General features: G+C 71.6%; 23 protein-coding genes. 15 read left to right on the top strand and 8 right to left on the bottom strand.

Annotated elements, in window-relative coordinates; translation table 11 throughout:
- The first annotated feature begins 100 nt into the window (after nt 1-100).
- The gene (locus tag ABEA46_RS07815) at nt 101-2,026 is read left to right on the top strand and encodes a BglG family transcription antiterminator (protein ID WP_345543846.1); all 1,926 of its coding nucleotides are present in this window, start codon (nt 101-103) and stop codon (nt 2,024-2,026) included.
- Nucleotides 2,027-2,078: 52 nt separating this feature from the next.
- On the opposite strand, the gene ABEA46_RS07810 is transcribed toward ABEA46_RS07815, so the two are convergent.
- Nucleotides 2,079-2,663 (bottom strand): GNAT family N-acetyltransferase, encoded by a 585-nt coding sequence (locus tag ABEA46_RS07810; RefSeq protein WP_345543845.1) that lies wholly within the window; start codon nt 2,661-2,663, stop codon nt 2,079-2,081.
- A 208-nt stretch (nt 2,664-2,871) separates the two neighbouring features.
- Here ABEA46_RS07810 and ABEA46_RS07805 point away from each other — a divergent pair, with 208 nt between their 5' ends.
- The 6 genes from ABEA46_RS07805 (at nt 2,872) to ABEA46_RS07780 (ending at nt 9,328) form a co-directional block, all read left to right on the top strand.
- Nucleotides 2,872-4,449 carry an ABC transporter substrate-binding protein gene (locus ABEA46_RS07805; RefSeq protein ID WP_345543844.1) on the top strand — a complete coding sequence of 526 codons (1,578 nt, stop codon included), beginning with the start codon at nt 2,872-2,874 and terminating at the stop codon, nt 4,447-4,449.
- A 67-nt stretch (nt 4,450-4,516) separates the two neighbouring features.
- Entirely contained in the window at nt 4,517-5,476 is a 960-nt protein-coding gene (locus ABEA46_RS07800; RefSeq protein ID WP_345543843.1) for an ABC transporter permease, read from the top strand.
- The gene (locus ABEA46_RS07795; RefSeq protein WP_345543842.1) at nt 5,473-6,339 is read left to right on the top strand and encodes an ABC transporter permease; all 867 of its coding nucleotides are present in this window, start codon (nt 5,473-5,475) and stop codon (nt 6,337-6,339) included. The genes ABEA46_RS07800 and ABEA46_RS07795 overlap by 4 nt, the downstream gene beginning before the upstream one ends.
- Nucleotides 6,339-7,187: an ABC transporter ATP-binding protein gene (locus ABEA46_RS07790; protein ID WP_345543841.1), complete on the top strand. Its 849-nt coding sequence runs from the start codon at nt 6,339-6,341 to the stop codon at nt 7,185-7,187. Before ABEA46_RS07795 ends, ABEA46_RS07790 begins: the two co-directional genes overlap by 1 nt.
- Nucleotides 7,184-8,089 carry an ATP-binding cassette domain-containing protein gene (locus ABEA46_RS07785; RefSeq protein ID WP_345543840.1) on the top strand — a complete coding sequence of 302 codons (906 nt, stop codon included), beginning with the start codon at nt 7,184-7,186 and terminating at the stop codon, nt 8,087-8,089. Before ABEA46_RS07790 ends, ABEA46_RS07785 begins: the two co-directional genes overlap by 4 nt.
- Nucleotides 8,090-8,440: 351 nt before the next feature.
- Complete coding sequence (locus tag ABEA46_RS07780; RefSeq protein WP_345543839.1) at nt 8,441-9,328, top strand: patatin-like phospholipase family protein; 888 nt, start codon at nt 8,441-8,443, stop codon at nt 9,326-9,328.
- 124 nt (nt 9,329-9,452) lie between these two features.
- Here ABEA46_RS07780 and ABEA46_RS07775 read toward each other — a convergent pair whose 3' ends face one another.
- A complete protein-coding gene (locus ABEA46_RS07775; protein ID WP_345543838.1) occupies nt 9,453-11,582 on the bottom strand; it encodes a phospho-sugar mutase in 2,130 nt (709 codons plus the stop codon).
- On the bottom strand, nt 11,579-12,412 hold the full coding sequence (locus ABEA46_RS07770) for a purine-nucleoside phosphorylase (RefSeq protein ID WP_345543837.1): 834 nt from the start codon (nt 12,410-12,412) through the stop codon (nt 11,579-11,581). The genes ABEA46_RS07775 and ABEA46_RS07770 overlap by 4 nt, the downstream gene beginning before the upstream one ends.
- Before the next feature lie 113 nt (nt 12,413-12,525).
- On the opposite strand from ABEA46_RS07770, the gene ABEA46_RS07765 reads away from it, so the two are divergent.
- Nucleotides 12,526-13,974 (top strand): NAD(P)H-quinone dehydrogenase, encoded by a 1,449-nt coding sequence (locus ABEA46_RS07765; protein WP_425563170.1) that lies wholly within the window; start codon nt 12,526-12,528, stop codon nt 13,972-13,974.
- A 63-nt stretch (nt 13,975-14,037) separates the two neighbouring features.
- Here ABEA46_RS07765 and ABEA46_RS07760 read toward each other — a convergent pair whose 3' ends face one another.
- The 3 genes from ABEA46_RS07760 to ABEA46_RS07750 all read right to left on the bottom strand — a co-directional run bounded on the left by ABEA46_RS07760 (nt 14,038) and on the right by ABEA46_RS07750 (nt 17,105).
- Nucleotides 14,038-14,337, bottom strand: coding sequence for a hypothetical protein (locus tag ABEA46_RS07760; RefSeq protein ID WP_345543835.1), 300 nt, complete (start codon nt 14,335-14,337; stop codon nt 14,038-14,040).
- A gap of 179 nt (nt 14,338-14,516) precedes the next feature.
- Nucleotides 14,517-16,283 carry an acetyl/propionyl/methylcrotonyl-CoA carboxylase subunit alpha gene (locus ABEA46_RS07755; protein WP_345543834.1) on the bottom strand — a complete coding sequence of 589 codons (1,767 nt, stop codon included), beginning with the start codon at nt 16,281-16,283 and terminating at the stop codon, nt 14,517-14,519.
- A gap of 144 nt (nt 16,284-16,427) precedes the next feature.
- The gene (locus tag ABEA46_RS07750) at nt 16,428-17,105 is read right to left on the bottom strand and encodes a Maf family protein (RefSeq protein ID WP_345543833.1); all 678 of its coding nucleotides are present in this window, start codon (nt 17,103-17,105) and stop codon (nt 16,428-16,430) included.
- Nucleotides 17,106-17,161: 56 nt separating this feature from the next.
- Here ABEA46_RS07750 and ABEA46_RS07745 point away from each other — a divergent pair, with 56 nt between their 5' ends.
- The 4 genes from ABEA46_RS07745 to ABEA46_RS07730 are packed head-to-tail and all read left to right on the top strand — an operon-like array spanning nt 17,162 to nt 21,559.
- The gene (locus ABEA46_RS07745) at nt 17,162-18,529 is read left to right on the top strand and encodes a class I SAM-dependent RNA methyltransferase (RefSeq protein WP_345543832.1); all 1,368 of its coding nucleotides are present in this window, start codon (nt 17,162-17,164) and stop codon (nt 18,527-18,529) included.
- A 9-nt stretch (nt 18,530-18,538) separates the two neighbouring features.
- Complete coding sequence (locus ABEA46_RS07740; protein WP_345543831.1) at nt 18,539-19,216, top strand: response regulator transcription factor; 678 nt, start codon at nt 18,539-18,541, stop codon at nt 19,214-19,216.
- The gene (locus tag ABEA46_RS07735; RefSeq protein ID WP_345543830.1) at nt 19,206-20,456 is read left to right on the top strand and encodes a sensor histidine kinase; all 1,251 of its coding nucleotides are present in this window, start codon (nt 19,206-19,208) and stop codon (nt 20,454-20,456) included. Before ABEA46_RS07740 ends, ABEA46_RS07735 begins: the two co-directional genes overlap by 11 nt.
- Nucleotides 20,453-21,559: a hypothetical protein gene (locus ABEA46_RS07730; RefSeq protein ID WP_345543829.1), complete on the top strand. Its 1,107-nt coding sequence runs from the start codon at nt 20,453-20,455 to the stop codon at nt 21,557-21,559. Before ABEA46_RS07735 ends, ABEA46_RS07730 begins: the two co-directional genes overlap by 4 nt.
- Before the next feature lie 387 nt (nt 21,560-21,946).
- On the opposite strand, the gene ABEA46_RS07725 is transcribed toward ABEA46_RS07730, so the two are convergent.
- Nucleotides 21,947-22,186 carry an acyl-CoA carboxylase subunit epsilon gene (locus ABEA46_RS07725; protein WP_345543828.1) on the bottom strand — a complete coding sequence of 80 codons (240 nt, stop codon included), beginning with the start codon at nt 22,184-22,186 and terminating at the stop codon, nt 21,947-21,949.
- Entirely contained in the window at nt 22,183-23,772 is a 1,590-nt protein-coding gene (locus ABEA46_RS07720) for an acyl-CoA carboxylase subunit beta (RefSeq protein ID WP_425563169.1), read from the bottom strand. Before ABEA46_RS07720 ends, ABEA46_RS07725 begins: the two co-directional genes overlap by 4 nt.
- Before the next feature lie 123 nt (nt 23,773-23,895).
- On the opposite strand from ABEA46_RS07720, the gene ABEA46_RS07715 reads away from it, so the two are divergent.
- The 3 genes from ABEA46_RS07715 (at nt 23,896) to ABEA46_RS07705 (ending at nt 26,565) form a co-directional block, all read left to right on the top strand.
- Entirely contained in the window at nt 23,896-24,708 is an 813-nt protein-coding gene (locus tag ABEA46_RS07715) for a biotin--[acetyl-CoA-carboxylase] ligase (RefSeq protein WP_345543826.1), read from the top strand.
- 71 nt (nt 24,709-24,779) lie between these two features.
- Complete coding sequence (locus ABEA46_RS07710; RefSeq protein ID WP_345543825.1) at nt 24,780-25,370, top strand: PH domain-containing protein; 591 nt, start codon at nt 24,780-24,782, stop codon at nt 25,368-25,370.
- A gap of 58 nt (nt 25,371-25,428) precedes the next feature.
- A complete protein-coding gene (locus tag ABEA46_RS07705) occupies nt 25,429-26,565 on the top strand; it encodes a 5-(carboxyamino)imidazole ribonucleotide synthase (RefSeq protein ID WP_345543824.1) in 1,137 nt (378 codons plus the stop codon).
- Nucleotides 26,566-26,568: the final 3 nt, after the last annotated feature.

Raw genomic sequence — 26,568 nt, 5'->3', positions numbered from 1 at the left:
GAAACCCCTGGGAGTCGACAACCACTCCTTCTTCCGCGGGGGCGGAAACGCCGTCCGCACGGACGGTCCTGGGGCCCAGGGCTCGTGGTTGACTGGGCACGTGACCCGGGCCCGCCAAGATCGTGTGCTCGGACTCCTCGTGCGCGAGGGCGACTGGGTGACGGCATCCGCTCTCGCGGACGCGCTCGGGGTCACGCCGCGCAGCATCCGCTCGTACGTGACCGCGGTGAACGCTCGCGTCGCCGGCGGCGTCGCGATCGAGTCCGGGCCGCAGGGGTATCGCGCCGGAGCAGAGGCGGCGGCGGCGCTGCGCGTCGAGGCCGACGCGGGCACGCCGCGCGACCGGCTCCACACCGTCGTTCGGGCGCTGCTGGACGCTCCCGAGGGCATCGACGTGTTCGAGACGGCCGATGCCCTGCACGTCTCGCCGGCGACGCTCGACGCCGACCTCGCCCGTGTGCGGGGACTGCTCGGCGGCACCGAGCTGACCCTGGAGCGGTCCGCATCGCGGGCGCGGCTGCGCGGCACCGAGGGCGCGCAGCGGCGCCTGTTGTCCAAGCTCGCCCACGACGAGATGGATGCCGGGTCCTTCGACCTGTCGGCGCTGCGGCGCACCCTCGGCGAGGGGTCGGTGGGTGCGCAGGCGTTCGGTCCGTTCAAGACCGAGCTGGTCGCGCGGCTGGGCGACCTCGGCTGGTTCGTCAACGAGTTCGGCATCGCCGACGTCGTGATGCACATCGCCATCGCGGCCGACCGCGTCTCGCGCGACCGGCCGCTCGACGCGGCCGAGCCCGCGACGGCGGGGGAGCGGCCGACCCAGTCGCAGGTCGCCGAGATCATCGCCGAGCTGTCCGAGCGCCACCTCGGGGTGCGCCTGGGCAGTGCCGACCTGCAGCACCTGTCGACGCTCGTGCTCACGAGGGTCGTCGCACCCGATTCCGGGGGCGCGGCATCCACTCTTCCGGGGCTCGATCCCGAGACCGAAGCCGTCGTGCGCGAGGTCGTGGCGGCGGCGGCCGACGAGTTCCTCGTCGACATCGCCCACGACGACTTCGTGGCCCGCCTCGCCCTGCACGTGCAGAACCTGCTGCACCGTGCGCGCGAGCAGGCGTGGTCGCGCAATCCGCTGACCCGCTCGCTCAAGTCGACGTATCCGATGATCTTCGAGGTCGCGGTGTTCATCGCCAGCCGCCTGCAGCAGCGGCTCGGCATCCCGCTGCCCGACGACGAGATCGCCTACATCGCCATGCACGTCGGCGGCCGCCTGGAGCGCAGCCGCCGGGCCGACCAGCTGCTCACCGCCACGATCGTGTGCCCGGGATACTACGACCTCCACGAGCTGCTGCGCTCCAGCGTCGACCGCTCGCTGGGGCAGGCGATCGAGGTCGTGGGCGTCGAGACCCGCGTCGATCCGGACTGGGCGTCGATCGACACCGACCTGGTGCTCACGACCATCGATCCGGTGGACCCTGCCGACCGGATCGTACGGATCCAGCCGTTCCTCACCGACAGCGATGTCGAGCGCGTGCAGGCCGCCGCCGGCCGCATCCGCCGCTCCCGCCGCCTGGCGCGGCTGCGCGCCGAACTCGAGCGCTACTTCGAGCCGTCCGCGTTCGTGCGAGGGCTCGATCCCTCCGGCGAAGAGGCGGTGATCCGCGACCTCGGCGCCCTGCTGCGCGAGCGCGGCGTGATCGACGACGTCTACATCGAGCGCACCATCGAGCGTGAGCGGCTGTCGTCGACGGCGTTCACCGACGCCCTGGCGGTGCCGCACGCGCTGGAGATGACGGCATCGCGCACGGCCATCGCGATCGGCATCGCCGACCCCTCGATCCCGTGGGGCGACTCGCGCGTCCAGGTCGTCGCGCTCGTCGCGTTCTCCGAGACCGACCGCGAGGCGTTCCAGACCGTGTTCGAGCAGTTCGTCGAGGTGTTCAGCGAGCGCGACAGCGTGCAGCGCATCGTGCGCCGCGGCACCGACTTCAACGCGTTCCTGGACGAGCTGGTCGCCGTCATCGACGGCTGAGTCGAATCCGATGCCGGCGGCCGCTGCCGCCGGCATCCCGGACCGACCCTCGTCAGCCGCGGGCGAGGCGCTCCTGCAGGCCCCGGCGCACCGCCGGCCACTCGTGGGGGAGGATCGAGAACACCACGGTGTCGCGCAGCGTGCCGTCGGGTCCGAGCCGGGCGTTGCGCAGCACGCCGTCCTGCTTGGCGCCCAGGCGCGCGATCGCGGCGCGTGACTGACGGTTGTGCCAGTGGGTGCGGAACTCGACGGCGATCGCGTCGCACTCCTCGAACGCATGGCCGATCAGCAGCAGCTTCGACGCCGTGTTGACGAACGTGCGCTGGGCCTCGACGCCGATCCAGGTGTAGCCGATCTCGACGTGCCGGTTGGGCTGGTCGATGTGGCAGAAGGTGGTCGTGCCGACGATGCGGCCGGTGTCGAGGCGGCGCACCGCGAACGGGTTCATGTGGCCCTCATCGCGCCAGGTCAGCCGCTCGGCGATCATGTCGCCGACGGTCTCGGCCGAGGGGACCGACGTGTACCACGTGTGCTCCAGGCCGACCGTCGCGGCGGCGAGGTCGGACGCGTGGTCGGGCGAGAGCGGTTCGAGGCGCACGTGGGCGTTCTCGAGGGTCACGGGGGCGTTGAGCAGCATGATCCGAGCGTAGGACCGCCCGTGCAGCCGCCTCGACGAGATGCGCAGGGTGAGCAGCCGCCACTGTCGCGCGATGACGATGTGCACGAGGCGCCGCCGTCACACTTCGCAATTCTTCGTCGTCACGGAGCCCGGTTCGCGGCCGCCCGCCTAGGCTCGAGCGTGCGTCCATTCGGCCGCATGCACAGCGAAGAGGATCCCGAAACTCATGAAGACCCCGAAGCTCACGAAGAGGCGAGTGATCGCGCCCATCGCGCTGGCGCTGGCCGCGACGTTCACGCTGGCAGCCTGCGCCCAGGGCGGTGCGGCACCCGAGTCCACCTCCGCCGAGCAGACCGGCGAGTTCACGTACGCGATCGCGAGCGACCCGTCTTCGCTCAACCCGATCAATGTGAGCGACCGCTGGGGTCTCACCGCCACCAACATCGTCTACTCGCCGCTGGCGCGCGTCGAGGGCGACGGCACCGTCGTCAACGAGCTGGCCGAGTCGATCGAGCCCGCCGACGACGGCCTGTCGGTCACCGTGACGCTCAAGGAGGGCCTGAAGTGGTCCGACGGCGAGCCGCTCACCGCCGACGACGTGGTCTTCACCTACACGAACAAGGCCATCCGCGACAACGGCAACGCCGACCTGCTGTGGGTGGGCGACCAGCCCATCACCGCCGAGGCGACCGACGACCGCACCGTCGTGTTCCACCTGCCGAGCGTGAGCGCGGCGGCACTCAGCAACATCGCCACCGAGACGTACATCATCCCCGAACACGTGTACGGCTCGGTCACCGACTTCTCGGTGACCGAACTCGACCCGCTCGCGGTCGGCTCGGGCCCGTACAAGCTGACCGACTATCAGCGCGGCCAGTACCTCACGTTCGAGGCGAACGAGAACTACTACGGCCCGAAGCCGAAGATCCAGAAGCTGACGCTGCGCATCGTGTCGGACGCCAACACGACCAAGACGGCGCTGCAGACCGGTGAGGTCGACGCGTCGTTCGCGACCCCCGACCAGATCACCGAGCTCGAGGGCGCCGGCCTGAACGTCTACCCGTACGCCGAGGGCCGCGTGGCCTACCTGGGCCTGAACGCCGCGAAGCTCACCGACCCGAAGGTGCGCCAGGCGATCTTCTTCGCGCTGAACCGCGACGACATCAACACGGCCGCGTTCCTCAGCGAGGACTACTACCAGAACGCCTACACGATCCTCCCGCCGAGCAACGCGTTCGCGACCGAGGACGTCGAGAAGTACGAGCAGGACGCCGACAAGTCCGCCGCCCTGCTCAAGGAGGCCGGAGTCTCGGGCCTGTCGTTCACACTGGCCTACGCCGGCGCCGACCCGGCGCAGACCACCGAGGCGACGCTGATCCAGGAGCAGCTGGGCAAGGCGGGCATCACCGTCGAGCTCAAGGGCGTCGAGCCCGCGGCCGTCTACGACGAGATCGAGAAGGGTGCCGACTCGCAGTACGACGCGTTCCTCGGCGGCTACATCATGGGTCAGGACCCCGACGCGTACAGCGCACTGTACCGCACCGGCGCTTCGGCGAACTACTTCTCGTACTCGAACCCGGCCACCGACGCGCTGTTCGACCAGGGCGCGGCCGAGCTGGACGAGGACGCCCGCAAGGCGATCTACGCCGACCTGCAGGCGCAGATCGCCGATGACGCGGTCATCTTCCCCCTCGCCGACAACCTGAAGATCCTCGCGGTCAACCCGCGGATCGGCGGCGTCGAGGATGCCAAGCTGGTTCCGATCTACACGCTGGAGAACTTCGGGCTCCTCACCGAGAAGTAAGGACCGGATGGATGCCGGCGGCCTCGGCCGCCGGCATCCATTTCGTCGTCCGCCGGAAGGGAGAACGATGGCGGTCTACATCCTGCGCCGCCTGCTGCAGGTCGTCCCGATGCTGCTGCTGGTGACGTTCGTGGTGTTCCTGCTGGTGCACGCGGCGCCGTACGACGTCGTGGACTCGATCACGACGCCGCAGATGTCGGACGAGACTGTCGCGGCGATCCGTGAAAGGTACGGCCTCGACCAGCCGCTGCTCGTGCAGTACGGCCTGTGGCTCGGCCACGTGCTGCAGGGCGACCTGGGCTACTCCCTCGCCAGCCGCCACTCGATCGCGTCCGAGCTCGCGGTTCGCATCCCGAACACGATCGTGCTCGTCGCACCCGCGTACATCGCCGCACTCATCCTCGCGATCGTGCTGGGCCTGGTCGCCGGCTCCCGCCGCGGCAAGCTCGTCGACAAGATCATCGACGGCCTGGCGGGCATCGGCATCGCGACGCCGTCGTTCTGGTTCGCGCTGCTGGTCATCTACGTCTTCGGCTACGTGCTGCGCTGGTTCCCGATCATCGGCATGCATTCGGTGGGCAAGCAGGGCGATCCGCTGGACTTCCTCGCGCACTTCGTGATGCCGTTCCTGGTGCTACTGGTCGCCTTCTTCCCCGAACTCGCGCGGTACGTGCGTTCGGCCACGATCAGTCAGCTGTCGCAGGACTACGTGCTGGTGCAGCGCGGTTTCGGCGCCTCCGGCAGGCAGATCCTGTCGCGCCACGTCAGCCGCAACGTCATGCTGCCGATCATCACCCAGCTGGGCCTGGCCCTCCCGATCCTCGTGACCGGCGCGATCGTCACCGAGTCGATCTTCGGCTGGCCGGGTGTCGGCCCCTACTTCCTCACCGCGACGCGCAGCCTCGACTATCCCGTGATCCTCGCGGTGCTGCTGCTGTCGGCGGTGCTCGTGATCATCGGCAACCTGATCGCCGACATCCTGTACGTCCTCGTGGATCCCCGCATCCGGATCGGAGCGGGCTCATGACCTCGGTACCCGATGTCGCGGCGGCGCTCGACGCGAACACGCTCGTCCACCGCACGCGGTCGTTCCGATCGGTGTCGTCGCTCCTGGCGATCGCGTTCCTCGTCGTGCTGGCGATCGTGTCGCTGCTGGCGCCGCTGCTGCCGCTGGACCCGACGACCACCGACCTTGCCGCACGCTGGCAGCCGCCCAGCGCCGAGCACTGGTTCGGCACCGACGAGCTCGGTCGCGACTACTTCTCGCGGGTCGTCTACGGCGGTCGCATCTCGCTGACGGTGGGCATCCTGGCGATGGCCGCCGCGACCGCGATCGGCGTGGTCGTGGGCCTGGTGGCCGGCTACGCCGGCGGCCGTCTCGACGACCTGCTGATGCGCTTCGTCGACTTCCTGTCGTCGATCCCATGGATGGTGCTCGTCATCGTCGTGAGCGTGTTCCTGAAGCCGGGGCTGTGGACGATCATCTTCGTGATCGGGGCGTTCTCATGGATGGCCACGGCCAGGCTCGTACGTGCTGAGACGCTGTCGCTGCGCGAGCGTCCGTACGTCGGCTACGCGCGGTACATCGGCGTCCGCCGCGTGCTCGTGGTCGGCCGTCACGTGCTGCCCGACGCCGCGCCGACGATCATCGTCGCGGCCACCGCCAGCATCTCGAACGCGATCCTCACCGAGTCGGCGCTGAGCTTCCTGGGTCTGGGCATCCAGCCACCGATGGCCTCGTGGGGCAGCCTGCTCGAGACCGCGCAGGGCAGCCTGCAGGCGGCGCCCTACCTGGCGCTGATCCCGGGTGTGCTGATCCTCCTCACTGTGCTGTCGTTCAACGTGCTGGGCGACGCGCTGCGGCAGTCGGTCAGCGAAGGAGGTGCGTGATGGCCACCCGGGCGGATGTCCTGCTCGAAGTCGACGCGCTCACCGTCGACCTCCCCGGCCGCACCGGCGGGCGCGTGCGCGTGCTCGAAGACGTCACCTTCCAGGTGCCGCGCGGTCGTGTCGTGGGGATCGTGGGGGAGTCGGGCTCGGGCAAGACGATGCTGCTGCGCTCGCTCCTCGACCTGCTTCCCGACGGCGCGCGGCGATCGTGGGACCGTGTCGTCCTCGACGGCGCCGACATCACGTCCGAGCTGCCGGGTCGCCGGCTGCCGGCGGCGATGGTGTTCCAGGACCCGATGACCTCGTTCAACCCGCTGGTGCGCATCGGCGGTCACCTCACCGAGGTCGCGCAGCGCTTCCAGAAGGTCGGGCGCCGCGAGGCGACCGCCCTGGCGCGTGAGGCGCTCGTCGCGGTGCGCATCCCCGATCCCGACCGCGTGCTGTCGCGCTACCCGCACGAGCTGTCGGGCGGCATGCGTCAGCGCGCGATGATCGCGATGGCGCTGCTCGCGCAGCCCGAGCTGCTGCTCGCCGACGAGCCGACGACCGCGCTGGACGCGACGATCCAGGCCCAGATCCTGGCCCTGCTGCGCGCGCTCCAGGCCGAGCGCGCGCTGACGGTCCTCATCGTCACGCACGACCTGGGTGTCGTCGCGGCGGTGTGCGACGACGTGCTCGTGATGAAGGACGGCCGCATCGTCGAGACCGGCCCGGTGGACCGGGTGTTCGCCGAGCCGCAGCATCCTTACACGAAGACGCTGCTCGCCGCGGCGCCGGCCGCGCCCGACGAGCCCGAGCCGCAGCCGAGTCCCGAGCCGCGTGAGACTCCCGGGGAAGGGAACGCATGAGCGCGCCGACCGAAGAACTGGTCCGCGTCGACGGGCTCGTGAAGACCTTCCCGCTGCGCAACGCGTGGGGTCGAAAGACCGGCACCGTGCAGGCGGTCGACGGCATCGACCTGACGATCCGTCGCGGCGAGACGATGGCGCTCGTGGGCGAGTCTGGGAGCGGCAAGTCGACGCTCGGCCGCTGCATCCTGCAGATGGAGGAGCCCACCGCCGGCACCGTGACGTACGACGGCGTCGATCTGACCGCCCTGCCCCGCGCCGAGCGCGCGGCGCACCACCGGTCGATGCAGGTGATCTTCCAGGACCCGTTCTCGTCGCTGAACCCGCACCGCACGGCCCTGCAGAACGTGCTCGAGCCGCTGACCGCGCTCACGCCCGGCGACGATGTGCGCGAGCGCGCCCTCGAGGCGCTCGCCGCGGTGGGGATCGAGGGGGATGCCGTCCACCGGCGCCCGCGCGCGTTCTCGGGCGGGCAGCGCCAGCGCATCGTGATCGCCCGCGCGATCGCCGTGCGCCCCGGCTTCGTGGTGTGCGACGAGCCGCTGTCGGCGCTGGACATGTCGATCCAGGCGCAGGTCACCGACCTGCTGCTGCAGTTGCAGCGCGACCTCGACCTGACCTACCTGTTCATCACGCACGACCTGTCGGTGGTGCGTGAGATCGCGACTCGCACCGCGGTCATGAACCGCGGCCGCATCGTCGAGCTCGGTCCGACCGCCTCGGTGTTCGCCTCGCCGCAGCACGCCTATACGCGCCACCTGCTCGATGCGGCGCTCACCGCCGATCCGGTGCGTGCCCGTGCACGCCTCGAGCGCATCTCGGCGCGCCCCGAGCCGGTCGGCCTCGACCCCGACGGCACCTCGCTGGTCGAGGTCTCGCCCGGCCACGTCGTGCTGCGCTGAGTGAGCCCGCTCGTTGAGCGAGCGAAGCGAGACGAAACGCCGCAACCTGCCGATCGGACCCGACCACATCGCCGACGTGCGCGGACGGCCGGGTCCTTGAGAGCGTCTCGCCACGTTTCGTCTCGCTCGTTCCTCGCTCGCTCAACGACCGGGGAGAGGGCTCCGGTCTGGCTTGCTCAACGACCCGGGAATGCTGCCGGTCCCGTGGTATCGTCGTCGCGATCGTGGTTCGACGACAGGAGGTGACACCCATGAACGCAACATCCGTATCGGGTGCTCCCCGCTGTTCACGATCGCGCGGCTGACGTCATCGCCGCCGGGAGCACCGCGCACATCGCAAAGGCGACTCCCATGAACAACACCTTCTCTCCTTCCCGCGCCCTCGTCCTCGGCGGCGGCGGCTCGTCCGGCAACGCGTGGGTGATCGGCGTGGTGGCGGGCCTCTCCGCGGCGGGGCTCGACGTCACCACGGCCGACGTCATCATCGGCACCTCTTCCGGCTCGACGACCGCGGTCCAACTGGCACGCATCGACCCGCCCGAGCTGTACGCCGCCACGATCGCGCCGCTCCCGGCGTCGGCGGGTGACCGCCGTGGCGGATCCGGATCGACGCGCCCCGTCGTCAACCACCTCGAACGCACCGCGGCGATCATCGCCGAATCGTCGGATCCGGCCGACCTGCGGCGGCGACTGGGCGCCTCGTCACTCGAGCTCGCCGCAGCTGATCCGCAGTGGCAGCCGCGGTGGCGTCACGTCGTCGCCGGACGCCTGCCCGACCCACGTTGGCCCGAGCGTCCGGTGCAGGTCACGGCCGTCGACGCCCGTACCGGCGACGGCGTCGTCTTCGACCGCGACAGCGGAGTGGAACTGGTGGATGCCGTCGCCGCGAGCACCTCGTCCGGCCCCGCGTACCGGATCGGCGACGCGTGGTACGTGGACGGCGGCTACCGTTCCAACGCCGAGAACGCCGACCTCGCCACGGGGTACGGCCGCGTACTCGTGCTGTCGCCGTACGGCGGGCGCTCGCGCACGCCTGCGGGATGGCATCTGGACGTCGGAACACAGATCGAGGCGCTGCGCGCCGCAGGCAGCCGCGCCGAACTGATCGGTCCGCCCCCGGAGCATGACGAGCTGTTCGGCGTCCGCGGCATGGACCCCGCGCTGCGTCGCCCGGCCGCCGAGGCCGGCCACGCGCAGGGGCTCGCGCTGGCGTCGTCGCTCGCCGACTTCTGGCGCTGACACCGTAGACGAGGGGGTCCCCACGCCCTCTCCACGCATCGCTTCTCGCTGCGCGGAGCCTCGGGGCGCGGGGGCCCAGCCGCGGTCGCGGCATCCCCTCGTCTTCAGATCATCCGACCCGCGCTCAGCCGCCGTACTCCGCGAGCAGTGCGCGGGCGCCGTCGGCGAGGGCCACGATGCGTGCGGCGGCGTCGTCGCGGTCATCGCCGCGCACGTCGAGGTACAGCTTGAGCTTGGGCTCGGTGCCGCTCGGGCGCACGATCACGCGCGAACCGTCGGCCAGCCACAGGCGCAGCACGTCGCCCGGAGGCAGGTCCTCGTAGCCGTTCGCGAGGTCGTCGATGCGATCGACGGCGACGTCTCCGACGGAGTCGGGATGCCGGTCCCGCAGCGCCGCCATGATCCGGCCGATCTGCGACACGTCCTCGACGCGGATCGACACCTGGTCGCTCGCGAAAGCCCCGAACACCTCGTCGAACTCGGCGAGCAGGTCGCGCAGCGTCGCACCGCGTCCGCGGGCCTCGGACACGAGGCCCAGGATCGCGACGGCGGCCGAGATGCCGTCCTTGTCGCGCACCGTCTCGGGGTTGACGAGGTAGCCGAGCGCCTCTTCGAACCCGAAAGCGATGCCCGGCGCCCGCGAGATCCACTTGAAGCCGGTGAGCGTCGCGTGGAACCCGAGGCCGTAGTGCTCGGCGACGGTCTGCAGCCCGGGCGACGAGACCAGCGAGCATGCGAGCGCGGCGCCAGCCGTGTCACCGGTGTCGGCGACCAGCCGTGCGGCGCGCCAGCCCAGCAGCAGGCCGATCTCGTTGCCGGTGAGGCGGCGCCAGCCGCCCTCGACGTCGTCGTCGGGGATCGCCACCGCGAGGCGGTCGGCGTCGGGGTCGTTCGCGATGACGAGCTCGGCGCCCGCCTCGCGCGCGGCCTCGAACGACAGATCCATCGCGCCCGGCTCTTCGGGGTTGGGGAACGCGACAGTCGGGAATGCTCCGTCGGGCTCCAGCTGCGCCGTGACCGGCACCGGCTCGGGGTAGCCCGCCGCCTCGAGGATGCGCGACAGCGTCTGCCATCCGACCCCGTGCATCGCGGTGTAGACCCAGGTGAGTCCCGCGGCGCCCTCGGGCGCCGGCGCCACCGCCGCGGTGGCAGCGATGTACGCGTCCACGACGTCGTCGGTGGCGGTCTCGAAGCCGAGCGATCGCGGGATCGTGCCGATGTCACCCTCGGCGGCCACGCGGTCGATGTGCGCGGCGATGTCGCCGTCCGCGGGCGGCACGATCTGCGACCCCTCGTCGGCGCCGCCGAGGTACACCTTGTACCCGTTGTCGTCCGGCGGGTTGTGGCTCGCGGTCACCATCACGCCGGCTGCTGCGCCGAAGTGCCGCACCGCGAAGGCCAGCACCGGCGTCGGCAGCAGTCGCGGCAGCAGGATCGCGCGCAGCCCCGCGCCGGCGAGGATCTCGGCCGAGTCACGGGCGAACACGTCCGAATTGCGGCGCCCGTCGTACCCGATGACGACGATGGGGGCGTCGTCGAGGATGCCGGGGACCTCGGGCCCTTCGGCGGCGAGTGCGTCCTCGGAGGGTGCCTCGGTGAGCTCGGGCGCCGTGGGCTCGGGGGCGTCGACCGAGGCGTCGGCAGAGGCATCGGCGGGAACCGCGGCCTCCGGGCCGGCCGGCTCCTCCTCGGTGGAATCGGGACCGGCTTCGGCGTCGGGCCCGGTCTCGGCACCCTCGCCGCCCTCATCGGGTGCGGCGGGTGCTTCGTCCGCCGCCACGGCCTCGTCCGCCGTCACCGCCTCGTCCGGCGCCACGGCCCCATCGAGTGCCACGACTTCGTCCGGTGCTATGACCTCGTCCGGGGTCGCGTGCGGCGCCACGACGAGGTCCGCCGCAGGAGCGGCGTCCTCCGCCAGTGCAGCCGGACCCGCGGTGCCGATCGGCTCCAGGCCGGCCTGCTCGCGCACGTATGCCGCGAGGCCGGCGGCGGCCTGTGCGACCAGCACACGGTTCATGCGGTTGGTGCCGGCGCCCAGGGCGCCGCGGAGCCCCGCGGTGCCGAAGGTGAGCCGCGTTCCGAAACGGTCCTCGAGGTCGGCGAGGGCATCGGCGTCGCCCTCCTCGGCGGACTCGATCACCGCGCGCAGCTCGGCGCGGGTCTGGCCGTCCGGATCCTGTGCCAGCCAGGCCTGGGCGCGCGTCAGCACCGGGTCTTCGCCGCCGCCCGGGCCGGCGGCATCCGGCTCGTTCACATCGCGCCGATCACTCGGGCCAGCAGCGACGAGATGACCGGCTCGGCCTCGCGGCCGGCGTCGATGACCTCCTGGTGGCTGAGGGGGGTGGTCTGGATGCCGGCGGCCATGTTCGTGATGAGCGAGAAGCCGAGGATCTCCATGCCGGCCTGGCGGGCCGCGATCGCCTCGAGCGCCGTCGACATGCCGACGATGTGCCCGCCGATGGTCTTGGCCATCTGCACCTCGGCCGGGGTCTCGTACTGCGGTCCGCGGAACTGGCAGTAGACGCCCTCGTCCAGGCCCGGATCGAGCGAGCGGGCGAGGTCGCGCAGGCGCAGCGAGTACAGGTCGGTGAGGTCGATGAACGTCGCGCCCTCGAGCGGCGAGTCCCCGGTGAGGTTGATGTGGTCGCTGATGAGCACGGGGCGTCCGGGCGTCCAGGTGTGCTTGATGCCGCCGGCCCCGTTGGTGAGCACCATCGTGCGGGCGCCCGCGGCGGCGGCGGTGCGCACGCTGTGCACGACCCGGCGCACGCCGTAGCCCTCGTAGTAGTGCGTGCGCGCGCCGATGACGAGCACGCGCCGGCCCTTGGGCGTGACGACGCTGCGGAGCGTCCCCACGTGTCCGGCCAATGCCGGTGCGCTGAACCCGGTCACCTGCGTGGCGGGGAACGTCGCGGTCGTCTCGCCGAGCAGCTCGGCCGCCTTGCCCCAGCCGCTGCCGAGGGTGAGCGCGATGTCGTGACGCTCGACGCCGGTGATGCGGGCGATGTCCTCCGCGGCGGCGGCGGCGACCGCGAACGGGTCGGCGGCGGGGTCGTCGAGAGGATTGCCGTAGGTGTCTGACATGGAACCACTTTAGGAACCGGGGGCCGCGAGAGCCAGAACACGCGTGAGCCGCGCGCGCCGGGAGTGTCGCGGCATGTCGTGCCGGACGCGTCCGGCAGGGGAGAATGGAAGTCATGTCGATCAGCTTCGAGACCACCCAGACCGTCGCCGTCCTCGGCGGCGGACCCGGAGGCTACGAAGCGGCGCTCGCCGCCGCGCAGCTCGGAGCCGAGGTGACCGTCGTGGAACGCGCGGGCATCGGCGGCTCCGCCGTCATCACCGACGTCGTGCCCTCGAAGTCGCTCATCGCGACCGCCGATGCGGCCGTCGCGATCGCCGGAGCCGGCGACCTCGGCGTGCAGCTGTTCGCCAAGGGCAAGGACGGCAAGCCGCTCAAGCCCGAGATCGCGATCAACCTCAGCGCCGTCAACAAGCGCCTGCTGACCCTCGCGCGGCAGCAGTCCGACGACATGCGCGCATCGCTGGCCGAGGCCGGCGTCCGCATCATCTCAGGCCACGGCCGGCTCGAGGGCGACAACGCCGTGGTCGTCTCGACGGGCCCCGGCGGCACCGACTTCGACCGCATCGAGGCCGACACGCTCGTCGTCTCGGTGGGCGCGTCGCCGCGCGAGCTCGCCAGCGCCAAGCCCGACGGCGATCGCATCCTCACGTGGACGCAGCTGTACAACATGAGTGCGCTGCCCGAGCACCTGATCGTGGTGGGCTCCGGCGTCACCGGTGCCGAGTTCGCCGGCGCCTACATGAACCTCGGCGCGAAGGTGACGCTGGTCTCCAGCCGTGATCAGGTGCTCCCCGGCGAAGACAAGGACGCCGCGGCCGTGCTCGAGCGCGTGTTCAAGCGCGGCGGCATGAAGCTCCTCTCGAAGTCGCGCGCCGACAGGGTCGAGAACACCGGCGACGGCGTCGTCGTGACGCTCTCGGACGGTCGCACCGTCGAGGGCAGCCACTGCCTCATGGCGGTCGGCTCGATCCCCAACACGCGCGGCATCGGACTCGAAGAGGCCGGCGTGCAGATGACCGAGTCCGGCCACATCCAGGTCAACCGCGTCGCCCGCACGTCGGTGCCGAACATCTACGCCGCCGGCGACTGCACGACCTTCGTGCCGCTCGCGTCGGTCGCCTCCATGCAGGGCCGCACCGCGGTCTTCCACGCGCTCGGCGACGTCGTGATCCCGCTGGAGCGCCGCCGCATCACCTCGAACATCTTCACCGCCCCCGAGATCGCCACGGTCGGCTGGCAGGAGAAGGACATCGACGACGGCCACATCAACGGCGTCGTCCACAAGCTGCCGCTCGCCTCGAACCCGCGCGCGAAGATGATGGGTGTCAAGGACGGCTTCGTCAAGCTCATCGCCCGCGAGGGCAGTGGCACCGTCATCGGCGGCGTGATCGTCGCCCCCCGTGCGTCCGAGCTCATCTACCCGATCGCGATCGCCGTCGAGCGCCGTCTGACGGTCGACCAGGTCTCGCGCGTGTTCGCCGTGTACCCGTCGCTGTCGGGCAGCATCACCGACGCCGCGCGCGCGATGCACGTCGTCGACCACAACGTCTACGGCGGCTGACCCGAAGGTCCCCGAGCCTGTCGAAGGGTGGATGCCGGGCGCCCGGCATCCACGCGTCCGACGTCAGCCCAGCCCTGTGCTGGCGCCCCACAGCTCGCCGGCGCGAATCGCCGCGGCATCGACGAGGGCGCGCAACTCCGCACGATCGGGCATCGCGAACGAGACGTACGCGCCACGACCGCCCGCGACAGGGCGCCCGTAGGCCTTGACGGCCAGCGACTGGTCAGGCAGGAGGCGGACCGTCAACGTCTGCAGCTCGAACTCCTCCCCGCGACGCACGTCCGTCCAGCGCAGCTCCGGCGGGATCACGACGTTGATGGCGAGCGCCGACACATCAGGAGCGCCGGCTGACGAGGCATCCATCCCGCCATCTTGCCGCGCCGCCTCGCAACCGTCGATATTGCGGCTTCTCGCCGAGCAACCCCGTCATCGACGAGGACGGCGTGGTCGCTCGGCGAGAAACCGCGTCGTCGACGAAAGGGGGAGGCGCCAGGGCAGGCGCGAGATGAAGGGATGCCTCGGGCCGAGGTGCTCGTCCCGCGTCAGGAGATGGTGAGCAGCTGGTGGCCGGCCGAGACCGTGGTGCCGGGGTCGGCGTTGATGGCGCCGATCACGCCGTCCTTGTGGGCCTGGATGGGCTGCTCCATCTTCATCGCCTCGAGCACGACCACGAGGTCGCCCTTGACGACCTGCTGGCCCTCTTCGACGGCGACCTTGACGATCGTCGCCTGCATCGGCGACTTCACCGCGTCGCCCGAGGCGCCGGCGACCGCCGACGGGGTGTGCGAGCGTCGCGACGGCGGCACAGCGGCCGGGCGACCGGCCACGCCCGGCGCCGGGACCACGCGATCGGGGAGGCTCACCTCGAGGCGCTTGCCCGCGACCTCGACGACCACGGTGTGGCGCGCCTCGGCAGGCTTCGGCGACTCCAGCTCGCCGTCCCACGGCGCGATGTCGTTGACGAACTCGGTCTCGATCCAGCGCGTGTAGACGCCGAACACGCCGTCGGCGGCGACGAACGCGGGGTCGCGCACCACCTTGCGATGGAACGGCAGCACGGTGGGAAGGCCCGCGACCTCGAACTCGTCGAGGGCACGGCGCGAGCGCTCCAGCGCCTCGGCGCGGTCGCGGCCGGTGACGATGATCTTCGCGAGCAGCGAGTCGAACGCGCCCGAGACGCTGTCGCCCGCGGTGACGCCGGAGTCCAGGCGGATGCCGGGGCCGCCGAATGTCTTGAACACGTGGATCGGCCCGGGCTGGGGGAGGAATCCGCGACCCGGGTCCTCGCCGTTGACGCGGAACTCGATCGAGTGGCCGTCGGGCTGCGGGTCGTCGTAGCCGAGCTCCTCGCCCTCCGCAAGCCGGAACTGCTCGCGCACCAGGTCGATGCCGGTGACCTCTTCCGAGACCGGGTGCTCGACCTGCAGACGTGTGTTGACCTCGAGGAACGAGATGGTGCCGTCGGCGCCGATGAGGAACTCGCACGTCCCGGCGCCGACGTAGCCGACCTCCTTGAGGATGGCCTTGGACGCCGAGTACAGGATCTCGTTCTGCGCGTCGGTCAGGAACGGAGCAGGCGCCTCTTCGACGAGCTTCTGGTGACGCCTCTGCAGCGAGCAGTCGCGCGTCGAGACGACGACGACGTTGCCTGCGGCATCCGCGAGGCACTGGGTCTCGACGTGGCGCGGCTTGTCGAGGTACTTCTCGACGAAGCACTCACCGCGGCCGAAGGCGGTGATCGCCTCGCGCGTGGCCGACTCGAACAGCTCGGGCACCTCGTCGATGGTGCGCGCGACCTTGAGTCCGCGTCCGCCGCCGCCGTATGCGGCCTTGATCGCGATGGGGAGGCCGACCGTCTCGGCGAAAGCCACGACCTCGTCGGCACCGGCCACGGGGCCGGGGGTGCCGGGGGCGAGCGGCGCGCCCACCTTCTCGGCGACCGCGCGGGCGGTCACCTTGTCGCCGAGGGCCTCGATCGCCTCGGGTGACGGGCCGATCCAGGCCAGGCCCGCCGCGATCACGGCGCGGGCGAAGTCGGCGTTCTCGGCGAGGAAGCCGTAGCCCGGATGCACCGCGTCGGCGCCCGAGCGGCGCGCGACCGACAGGATCTTGTCGATCGACAAGTAGGTCTCGGCGCTCGTCGCGCCTTCGAGCGCGTAGGCCTCGTCGGCGAGACGCACGTGGAGCGCGTCGCGGTCCTGGTCGGCGTAGACGGCGACCGACGCCTTCCCGGCGTCACGGGCGGCGCGGATGACGCGAACGGCGATCTCGCCGCGGTTGGCAACGAGAACCTTGGCGATCTGAGGCATGGATGCCAGCCTACCGACGCAGTTCCTCGGGCTTTTGACCGCTTCGTACAAGAACCGAAGAGAAACGTGGGATTCCTACTACAAAGCGAACGCCTCACTGCGCACGTGGCCCCACAGCGCGGCACGGTCTGCCGGCGTGCTCGTCTACAGCGCGGGCGTGTCGTCCAGCGACGGGTCCGTGGTGTTCCACAGCGCGGTCCACTCGACGCCGAGCTCGCGCACGAGGCTGCGCAGGGTCGACACCGACATGCCGACCACTGTCGACGGATCGCCCTCGACGCGCGAGATGAAGGCACCGCCGAGGCTGTCGACGGTGAACGCGCCGGCCACGTGAAGAGGCTCGCCCGACGCGACGTACGCCTCGATCTCGGCGTCGGTGACGTCGTCGACGAACGACACGGATGCCGCCGCCGTCGCGTGCACCTCCCGCGGGGGCTCGCCCGGCTGCAGCCGGACGACGGCGTGCCCGGAGTGGAGCACGCCGGTCCGTCCGCGCATCGCCCGCCAGCGTGCTGTCGCGTTCTCGGGCGTGTGGGGCTTGCCGAGTACCTCGCCGTCGAGCTCGAACATCGAGTCGCCGCCGATGACGACGCCGTCGAAGTCGGGGATGTCGTCGTGCAGCCGTGCCGCCACGTCGGCGGCCTTGCGGCGGGCCAGCAGCAGGACGTGCTCGTCGGGCGCGAGGGCGCGCTCCTCGGCGGCCTCCACCGCGGCGATCACGGCCTCTTCGTCGACGTCGGGGGCGAGGGTGAGGGGGCGGATCCCGAACTGGCGCAGCAGCATGAGCCGGGCGGGCGAGGTCGAGGCGAGGCAGACGCGCATAACCCCACCGTATTCGCCCCGCTCGCAGTGCGACCACCGCGGACTAGGCTCGACGGGTGAGTGCAACCGGCGACGTCATCGACCTCGAGATCACCGATGTGGCGCACGGCGGGGTGTTCGTCGGCCGCCATGAAGGACGCGTGGTCTTCGTGCCCGACGCGATCCCCGGCGAGACGGTGCGCGTGCGCCTCACCGACACGGCGAAGAAGTCGTTCTGGCGCGGCGAGGCCCTGGAGATCCTCGACGCGTCGCCGCACCGGCAGCCGCACGTGTGGCGGCAGGCCGACATCGACGTCGATCCCGAGGACCGGCCCGGCGGCGCGGACTTCGGCCACATCGAGCTGTCGCACCAGCGGGCGCTCAAGCTCCGCGTGCTCCTGGACGCCCTGCAGCGCTTCGGCGGCATCGAGGCGCCGGCCGCCACGATCGAGGCGGCCTCGCCCCTGCTCTCGGTCTCCGGCGAGGTCCTCGCCGACGAGACCTCCGACGGCACCGGCTGGCGCACCCGGCTGAGCCTGCACGTCGACGCCGACGGCCGCATCGGGCCGTTCGCGGCACGCAGCCACCGCGTCATCACCGACCTCGACTTCCCGCTGGCCACCGCCGAGGTCGAGCGTGCCGCCATCGAGCTGGCCGGCGGCCGGCTCGGCCGCATCGACCTCGTGCAGCCCGCCGACGGCCGCGTCCGGGTGCTCGCCCGCCCCGAGCGGAGAGCGGATGCCGCCCACCGCGGCCGCGGCGGCCGCCCGGCCGTGCGCGGGCCGGAGTCCGAGGTGCTCATCGAGAAGGTCGGCGGGCGCGACTTCCGCGTGGACGCCGGAGGCTTCTGGCAGGTGCACCGCCTGGCGGCGAATTCGCTGACTCAGCGCGTGGCGTCATCGTTGCGGAGCCTCCGTGGCGGACAGACGCCGCCTGGCACGGGCGGCTCGTGGATCGATCCCGACGCATGGCACCTCGACCTGTACGGCGGCGTGGGGCTGTTCGCCGCGACGCTCGGCGACCTCGGCGGCTCCGCGGCCCGCGTGACCACCGTCGAGTCCGACGCGCGCGCCACCGAGCACGCCGGCGAGAACCTGGTCGAGTGGGTCGGCGCACGCGCCGAGACCGGTCGCGTCGACCGGTGGCTGGCACGGCTGGTGGCCGAGGCATCCACCTCCGAACGCGAGCGACTCGCTCGCGGCGTCGTACTGCTCGACCCGCCGCGTGCCGGAGCCGGTCGCGAGGTCGTCGAGCACATCACGGCGCTCTCGCCCGAGACCGTCGTGTACGTCGCCTGCGATCCGGTGGCCCTCGCCCGCGACATCGCCACCTTCCGCACCGGGGGCTATGAGCTCGCTCAGAACGTGGCGGCGCTGGACCTGTTCCCCAACTCGCATCACGTCGAAGCCGTGGCCGTTCTCACCCGCGCGGGCGGCGCTCGCTAGGCTGACCGCATGACGCACGTGGCCTTCATCGACGATCACGAGTCGGTGCGGCTCGGGCTCGAAGCGGCATGCGCGCGCATCGGCGGGGTGCAGGTCGCCTTCTCGGGCAACACCGTGACCGAGTACCTCGACTGGCGCGCGTTCTCGCGCGAGTCTCCTGCGGACGTCGTCGTGCTCGATCTGACGCTCGGCGACGGCACGACGGTCACCGAGAACGTCACGCGGCTCGTCCGCGACGGGTCGAGCGTCATCATCCACAGCGTGGCCGATCGGCCCGCCGCCGTGCGCGAAGCCCTCGCCGCCGGAGCGGCGGGCATCGTCAGCAAGTCGTCGCCGATCGGCGACGTGATCGCCGCGGTCGGCACCGTGGCGCGCGGCGAGCCGCTCAACAACGTCGAATGGGCGAGCGCCGTCGAAGGCGACCGGGACTTCGCCGATGCGCAGCTGGCCGCGCGGGAACGCGAGGTGCTGCGACTGTACGCGGCGGGGCTGCCGCTGAAGGCCGTGGCCGATCGCCTCGGCATCGCGTACTCGACCGCGAAAGAGAACATCACCCGCATCCGTGTGAAGTATGTCGAGGTGGGCCGGCCCGCGCCCACCAAGATCGACCTGCTGCACCGCGCCGTCGAGGACGGGCTCATCGACGAGCCGGCGTCCGATTCGGGAGACATCGCGCGTGGCCGCTGACGGCCAGACCGCGGTGCTCGACACCGCGTGGGCCCAGATCCCGCACTCGCGAGAGGCGACCGCGGGCATCGGATCCTTCACCCGTTCCCGCGTGGAGCGGATCATCTCGCTGGTGGCAGGCGGGCTCGGCTCCCTCATCGTCGGCATCCAGGCGTTCCTGACCGCCCTCGGGCCGTCCGACGAACGCCCGGGGTGGCACGAGGCGCTCATGATCGCCGTGTTCGGCTCGCTCGGCGTGATGATCCTCGCGTGCGTGATCGGGCGCGGTGTGCGACTGGCTGCCGGCGCGTTCGCCCTGGTCTACATGCTGGCGCTCGCCGCGTGGCCGATCGCGACGGAGGGTATCGCCCCGCGGTCCCTCGACGAGCCGTGGATCTGGTACCTCGTCAACCTCGCGACGCTCGCCGCCGTGCTCGCCTTCCCGTTCCCGCTGCAGATCGGCTGGACGATCCTCGCGCCGGTGCTCTTCGGCGTGGTGCGTCTCGTGCAGGGCGGGTTCACCCAGGACTACTGGATCGCGGTGAGCCTGGACGTCTCGTTCGCCCTGATCCTGGGCGGCGTGATCCTCACGCTCGGCTGGCTGTTCCGCTCCGTGGCCGTGAACGTCGACGAGACGCGTGCCCGCGCGGTGTCGTCGTACGCGCGCGCCGCGGCAGCGGACGCCGCCGAGCAGGAGCGCGTCGCGGTGGCCGCGCTCATGCACGACAGCGTGCTGGCCGCACTGATCGCGGCAGAACGGGCCACGACGCCACGGGAGCGTACGCTGGCCGCCGCCATGGCGCGCGAGGCGCTGACGCGGCTGGCCAACACCGAGCAGGACGCCCATGAAGGCACCGACGAGCCGCGCACGGCCGCCGCGCTCGCCGACGACATCGCCGAGGCCGCCGGCGAGCTCGGACTCGACGTCGACGTGCAGCGCGACATCGCCCCGACCAGCCCGGTGCTGCCCGGGCGCGTGGCGCGCGCCCTGTCGCTGGCCGCCACCCAGGCGATCGCGAACGCCCTCCAGCACGCCGGAGGCGCGGGTCTGGGCGTCGCGGTGTCGGCGGCGAACGGCCGCGTCCGTGTCGACGTCCACGACGCCGGCGAGGGCTTCGACCTCGAAGCGGTGCCTGACGACCGCCTCGGCATCCGCGCCTCGATCATCGCGCGGGTGGCCGCGGTCGGCGGGCGCGCCGACCTCGAGACGGGTCCGCACGGCACCGTGGTGCACCTCGCGTGGCAGGAGAGCGCGGCGTGATCAGCGTCAAGAACGTCCTCATCCTGCTCGCGGTGGCGTTCACGGCGTACCTCGCCGCCCGCGGCCTGTGGTGGACCACCGAGGACCTTCCGCAGCCGCTCGTCGTGGTCGCGGCGCTCGCGCTGTACCTCGTGACGACGTGGCTCTGCACCTTCTGGGAGCCGACGTCGGCCTATGTGATCTCAGCCGACGGCACCCCGCGCGCCGAGGATGCCGCCGCCGCGGACGTCGAGCCGGTCGAGACCGCGATCGACGGCATCCGCGGACCGCGCGCACTGCCGGCGGTCGCGCAGATCCTCGCCCTCGCGTGCGCCGCGATCGTTCCCAGCGCGATCGCGCTCGCCGTGGGCCCGGATGCCCGCACGCTGCCGTTCGCGACGTGGTACCTCGGCGGCATCGGAGCCCTGATGACGATCGTGATGGTCCGCCGTCGTCCCTGGACCGCGTGGTCGGGCATCCTGCTGCTCACGATCGCGTCGATGGCGTGGATGGGTCCGGTCCAGGCGCTGTCACTGGGGCTTGTGGGCTCGGTGGTGTGGGTCGCGTGCGCGCAGCTGCTCGTGCTCTCGATGGATCGCGCGGCACGCGACACGTCGCGCCTCACGCGCCTGCAGCGTGCGGCGTCGGCCTGGCAGACCTCGCAGGTCGTGCGACAGCGCGAACGGCGTGTGCAGGTGCAGAAGGCGCTCGCCGTGGCAGGGCCGGTGCTGACGCGCACCGTCGCGCACGGCGGCGAGCTGACCGACGACGACCGCCTCGAGGCACGACTGGCCGAAGGACGCCTGCGCGACGAGATGCGGGGACCCCGCCTGCTCGACGACGACGTGCGCGGGGAGCTGGAGCGCGCGCGGCGTCGCGGCGCGAACGTGACGGTGCTCGACGAGGGCGGTCTGGACGACGTCGACGAGGAGACCCTCGGCATCATCCGCGCGCAGCTGGCCGAGACGCTCCGGTCGGCCAGCTCGGACCGCCTCTACATCCGCACGTCGCCCGACGCGCGCATCGCGGTGACGGTCGTCGGCCGTTCGATGTCGGTGGGCGGACCGAGCGACGAGGACGCGGTCGACCTGTGGCGTGAGATCCCGCACCCTGATCGCGCCTGAGACGGGGCGAAGGGATGCCGGGGCCGCCGCATCCACGAGTCACGGCAACCACCGCGATTCCCGGCGATGACGAAACCGGGCGTATTCGTCCCCCGCCCAGCAGGGGGAGGGGACGCCAGGCGGGGAACGTGACCGGAGGAGGCGAGGGGCGGCGAAGCCGCCCGCCCCTCGCCTGGCGGACGGTTACCCGAAAACCGTCCGCATGGCCGGACCCGGGACATCCGCAGAGCGGATTCGGATCGGCCGAACGCAGAAGCGTTCCAGCGATATAAGTATCGCCGGGTCGCAAGAGACTTGTCTGTAGGTATTTCGGGGGACAAAGCTGTCCGCTGGACTCTGGGCCGCCGAGCCAGTCTCAGGCGTCGACGGCTTCAGGCCTGGACAGACTCAGCCGAACCGGCCCCAGCCGAGGTCACGGCGCAGCGGCTGGCGCATCGACCGCGCCGCCAGCTCCCAGCCCGTGCGTCGCGGGTGGTCGTCAGCGACAGCCTCGGACGCCTCGCCGGTGTACGCCTGGCTGACCACGGCGATGAGGGCCGCGAGCTCTTCGTCGGTCGGGTTGCCGCGGCGCACGTCGATCGTGACAGCGGGGCCGCCGGCATCCTGTCCGTCGTCGGCGATGCTCACAGCGGGATGTTCCCGTGCTTCTTGGGCGGCAGGCTCGCGCGCTTGCCCCGCAGCGCCCGCAGCGCTTTCGCGATCGAGACGCGCGTCTGCGCCGGCTCGATGATGCCGTCGAGCTCACCGCGCTCGGCGGCGAGGAACGGGGATGCCACGTTGTAGGTGTACTCGTTGGCCAGGCGCGTGCGCACGGCGGCGACGTCCTCGCCGGCCTCTTCGGCGCGCTTGATCTCGCCGCGGTAGAGGATGTTGACGGCGCCCTGGCCGCCCATGACGGCGATCTCTGCGGTCGGCCAGGCGAGGTTGATGTCGGCGCCGAGCTGCTTGGAGCCCATGACGATGTACGCGCCGCCGTAGGCCTTGCGCAGGATCACGGTGACCAGCGGCACCGTCGCCTCGGCGTAGGCGTAGAGCAGCTTCGCGCCGCGGCGGATGACGCCGGTCCACTCCTGGTCGGTGCCGGGGAGGTAGCCGGGCACGTCGACGAGCGTCACGATCGGGATCGAGAACGCGTCGCAGAAGCGGACGAAGCGGCTGGCCTTCTCGCCGGCTTCGATGTTGAGGGTGCCGGCCATCTGCGACGGCTGGTTGGCGATGATGCCCACCGAGCGGCCCTCGATGCGACCGAAGCCGATGACGATGTTGGGGGCGAACAGCGGCTGGACCTCGAGGAAGTCCTCGGCGTCGACGATGCCGCGGATCACCTGATGGATGTCGTACGGCTGGTTCGGCGAGTCCGGGATCAGCGTGTTCAGCGCGCGATCGGAGTCGGTCGTCTCGAACTCGAACCCCGTCTCGTAGACCGGGAGCTCGGCCATGTTGTTGTCGGGGAGGAACCCGAGCATCGAGCGGACGTAGTCGATCGCGTCGTCCTCGTCCTCGGCGAGGTAGTGCGCGACGCCGGAACGGGTGTTGTGGGTGTGTGCGCCGCCGAGCTCCTCCATGCCGACGTCCTCGCCGGTGACCGTCTTGATGACGTCGGGGCCGGTGACGAACATCTGGCTGGTCTTGTCGACCATGACCACGAAGTCGGTGAGCGCGGGGGAGTACACCGCACCGCCGGCGGCCGGCCCCATGATGATCGAGATCTGCGGGATCACGCCCGAGGCGGCGGTGTTCAGGCGGAAGATCTCGCCGTACTTGCCGAGCGCGATGACGCCCTCCTGGATGCGCGCGCCGCCCGAGTCGAGGATGCCGATGATCGGGATGCCGCTGCGCAGCGCGAACTCCATGACCTTGATGATCTTGTCGCCCGCGGCCTCGCCGAGCGATCCGCCGAACGTCGAGAAGTCCTGGGAGTAGACCGCGACGGTGCGGCCGTGGATCGTGCCGACGCCGGTGACGACCGAGTCGCCGTAGGGGCGGGAGCGGTCCATTCCGAACGCGGTGGTGCGGTGGCGCACGTACTCGTCGAGCTCGACGAAACTGCCGGTGTCGAGCAGCTGCTCGATGCGCTCGCGCGCGGTGCCCTTGCCCTTCGCGTGCTGCTTCGCCTTGGCTGTCTCCTCGGGATCGAGGACGGCCTCCTGGTAGCGGGCGCGGAGGTCGGCGATCTTGCCGGCGGTCGTCGAGAGGTCGGGCTGCTCGGTCACGGATTCCACCCTATCGGCGGGGTGGCGGGAACCGTTGGAGGGTTCGCACAAGGGGTTGCCTCATCCGCTGTGCTTCTCCCAGGGCGCCACCCGTCGCGGCGCCGCGCGAGTAGCGTGAGCGTCATGTCGTTCCCGCCCGAGGGATACCCCCTCACCGCCGCTGTCAGCCCGCGCGTGCAGGTAGTCCCGGCCACCGACTCCACCAACGCCGATGTCGTGCGCCATGTGACGGACGCCCCCCACGAATGGCCGCACCTGTCATTGCTGCTGACGACGGATCAGCGGGCGGGGCGCGGCCGGCTCGACCGCACGTGGGTGACCCCGCCGGGGTCGGCGCTGGCGGTGTCCGTCGTGGTGGACGCCGCCGCGATCCCGCCCGCCGCGCGCGGCTGGATCCCGCTCGTCGCCGGTGCGGCGATGACGCGCGCCGTCGCCGCACAGCTGGCGGGGGCAGGGCACTCGACCGCCCTGAAGTGGCCGAACGACGTGCTCGTCGACGGCCGGAAGGTGTGCGGCATCCTCGCCGAGATCGTCCCCGCGCGCCCCGACGTCGTCGTCATCGGCTCGGGGGTGAACACCCGCATGCCGGTGGCCGAGCTGCCCGTCGGCACCGCCACCTCGTTCGCCGCCCTCGGGCAGGTGTGCGACGAGGACCGCCTGCTGGCCGACTACCTGGGCGCGCTGGACGAGCAGCTCACGGCTCTCGCGGCCGCTCACGGCGACGCGGCCGAGGCAGGGGTGCTCGCCGAGGTCGAGGCGCTCTGCGCAACCCTCGGGGCCGACGTGGCGGTATCCCTGCCCGACGGCGAGACCCTGCGCGGGCGCGCGCAGCGCATCGACCCCGACGGACGCCTCGTGGTCGTGCAGGACGGCGAGTTCGAGAGTGCCGTGTCGGCCGGCGACGTCGTGCACGTGCGTCCGGCCGTCGGCACCTGAGCGAGCGGCGACCGCGACGAATTGCGGCGGGTTCGCTGCGCGCTGTCGGCGGGAGCGGCCACAATGGAGCCATGACGCAGCCGTTCGGGCTGGGCGGCCGACCGCTCACACCGGCCCCCGGCGCGCCGACCCCCGAGCTGCTGGTCGCGAAGTTCCGCGGCCACGCACGACGGCTGTTCTGGTCGGCCCTCGTCCTCATCGCCGTCGCCGGCGCGTGCGGCTACCTCTACGGCAACCTGCCCGCGCCGCTGCACGATTGGATGCTGCTCGCCGCGGCGGGCGTGATCGTGCTGCTGCTGGTCGTGCTGCCCTTCCTGGTGTGGTGGGGCCGGGTCTACACGATCACGACGCGCCGCGTGCTGGAGCGGCGCGGCGTCTTCGCGGTCCGGCGTCGTGAGCTCGCCCACGTGCGCGGGTACACGCTGAAGGTCAAGCGCGGGCTGCTGCAGCGCATGTGGCGCGCCGGCACGATCACGCTCACCAACGGCATCGACGAGCCGCTGCGCCTGGCGAACATCCCCTCGGTCGAGCTCGTGCACGAGGTGCTCGTCGACCAGGTCGAGGTGAATCAGATCCTCGCGCACCGCGACGCCCAGCCGCTCCCGCCGGGCGTGCCTCCGATGCCGCCGCCGCCCACCGGCCCGACCGCCCCGCTGGCGTAGGTCCTGCAGCGTCCCGCTGGTGCGGGATGATGGATGCAGGCAGTCGAGAGGGAGTCGCATGACACTGCGAGTCGGAGTCGTCGGGGGCGGGCAGCTGGCCCGCATGATGATCGCGCCGGCGGTCGAGCTCGGGGTCGAGCTGCGGGTGCTGGCGGAGGACGCCGGGATGTCGGCATCCCTCGCCGCGACCGCGGTGGGCGACTACCGTGACGCGGCCACGGTGCTCGAGTTCGCCCGCGACGTCGACGTGGTGACCTTCGACCACGAGCACGTGCCACAGGACGTGCTGGCCGCGCTCGTCGACGCGGGCGTCGCGGTGCACCCCGGCCCTGACGCGCTGCGCTTCGCGCAGGACAAGCTGCTCATGCGCGCCCGCCTGCAGGAGCTCGGGATGCCGCAGCCCGACTGGGCGGCCGTCACGAACCCCGAAGAGCTTCAGGCGTTCATCGACGACCACGGCGGCCGCGCCGTGGTGAAGACGCCCCGTGGCGGCTACGACGGCAAGGGCGTGCGCGTCGTGTCGGCCGGGACCGAGGCCGACGACTGGTTCGCGACGCTCGCCGAGGACGCCCACGGCGGCGCCCTGCTCGTGGAGGAGCTGGTCGACTTCACGCGCGAGCTCGCGCAGCAGGTCGCGCGGCGCCCGTCCGGCGACCTGCGCGTCTACCCGGTCGTCGAGACAGTGCAGCGCGGCGGCGTGTGCGCCGAGGTCATCGCTCCGGCCCCGCACTCGGGCGACCGCCTGCCGCAGGTCGCGGCGCAGATCGGCTCCGGCATCGCCGAGGGCCTGGGAGTGACCGGGATGCTGGCGGTCGAGCTGTTCCAGACGACCGACGAGCGCCTGCTCGTCAACGAGCTGGCCATGCGCCCCCACAACAGCGGCCACTGGAGCCAGGACGGCGCCGTCACGAGCCAGTTCGAGCAGCACCTGCGTGCCGTGCTCGACCTGCCCCTCGGCGACACCGACCCGGTCGCGGACTGGGCGGTGATGGTGAACATCCTGGGCGGACCGGCCGAGGGCGGGCTCGACGCGCGCTTCGCCGCGGCGATGGCCGAGCACCCGCAGGCGAAGGTGCACACGTACGGCAAGGCGCCACGCCCCGGCCGCAAGGTCGGGCACGTCAACGTCGTCGGCGACGACCTGGACGATGTCGCCTACCAGGCACGGGCCGCAGCATCCGTCTTCCTCGACTGACGC

Source organism: Microbacterium jejuense (genome assembly GCF_039544225.1).
Taxonomy (GTDB): Bacteria; Actinomycetota; Actinomycetes; order Actinomycetales; family Microbacteriaceae; genus Microbacterium; species Microbacterium jejuense.
Note: the sequence above shows the minus strand (reverse complement) of the source record. Positions and strands in the feature narration are given on the sequence as shown.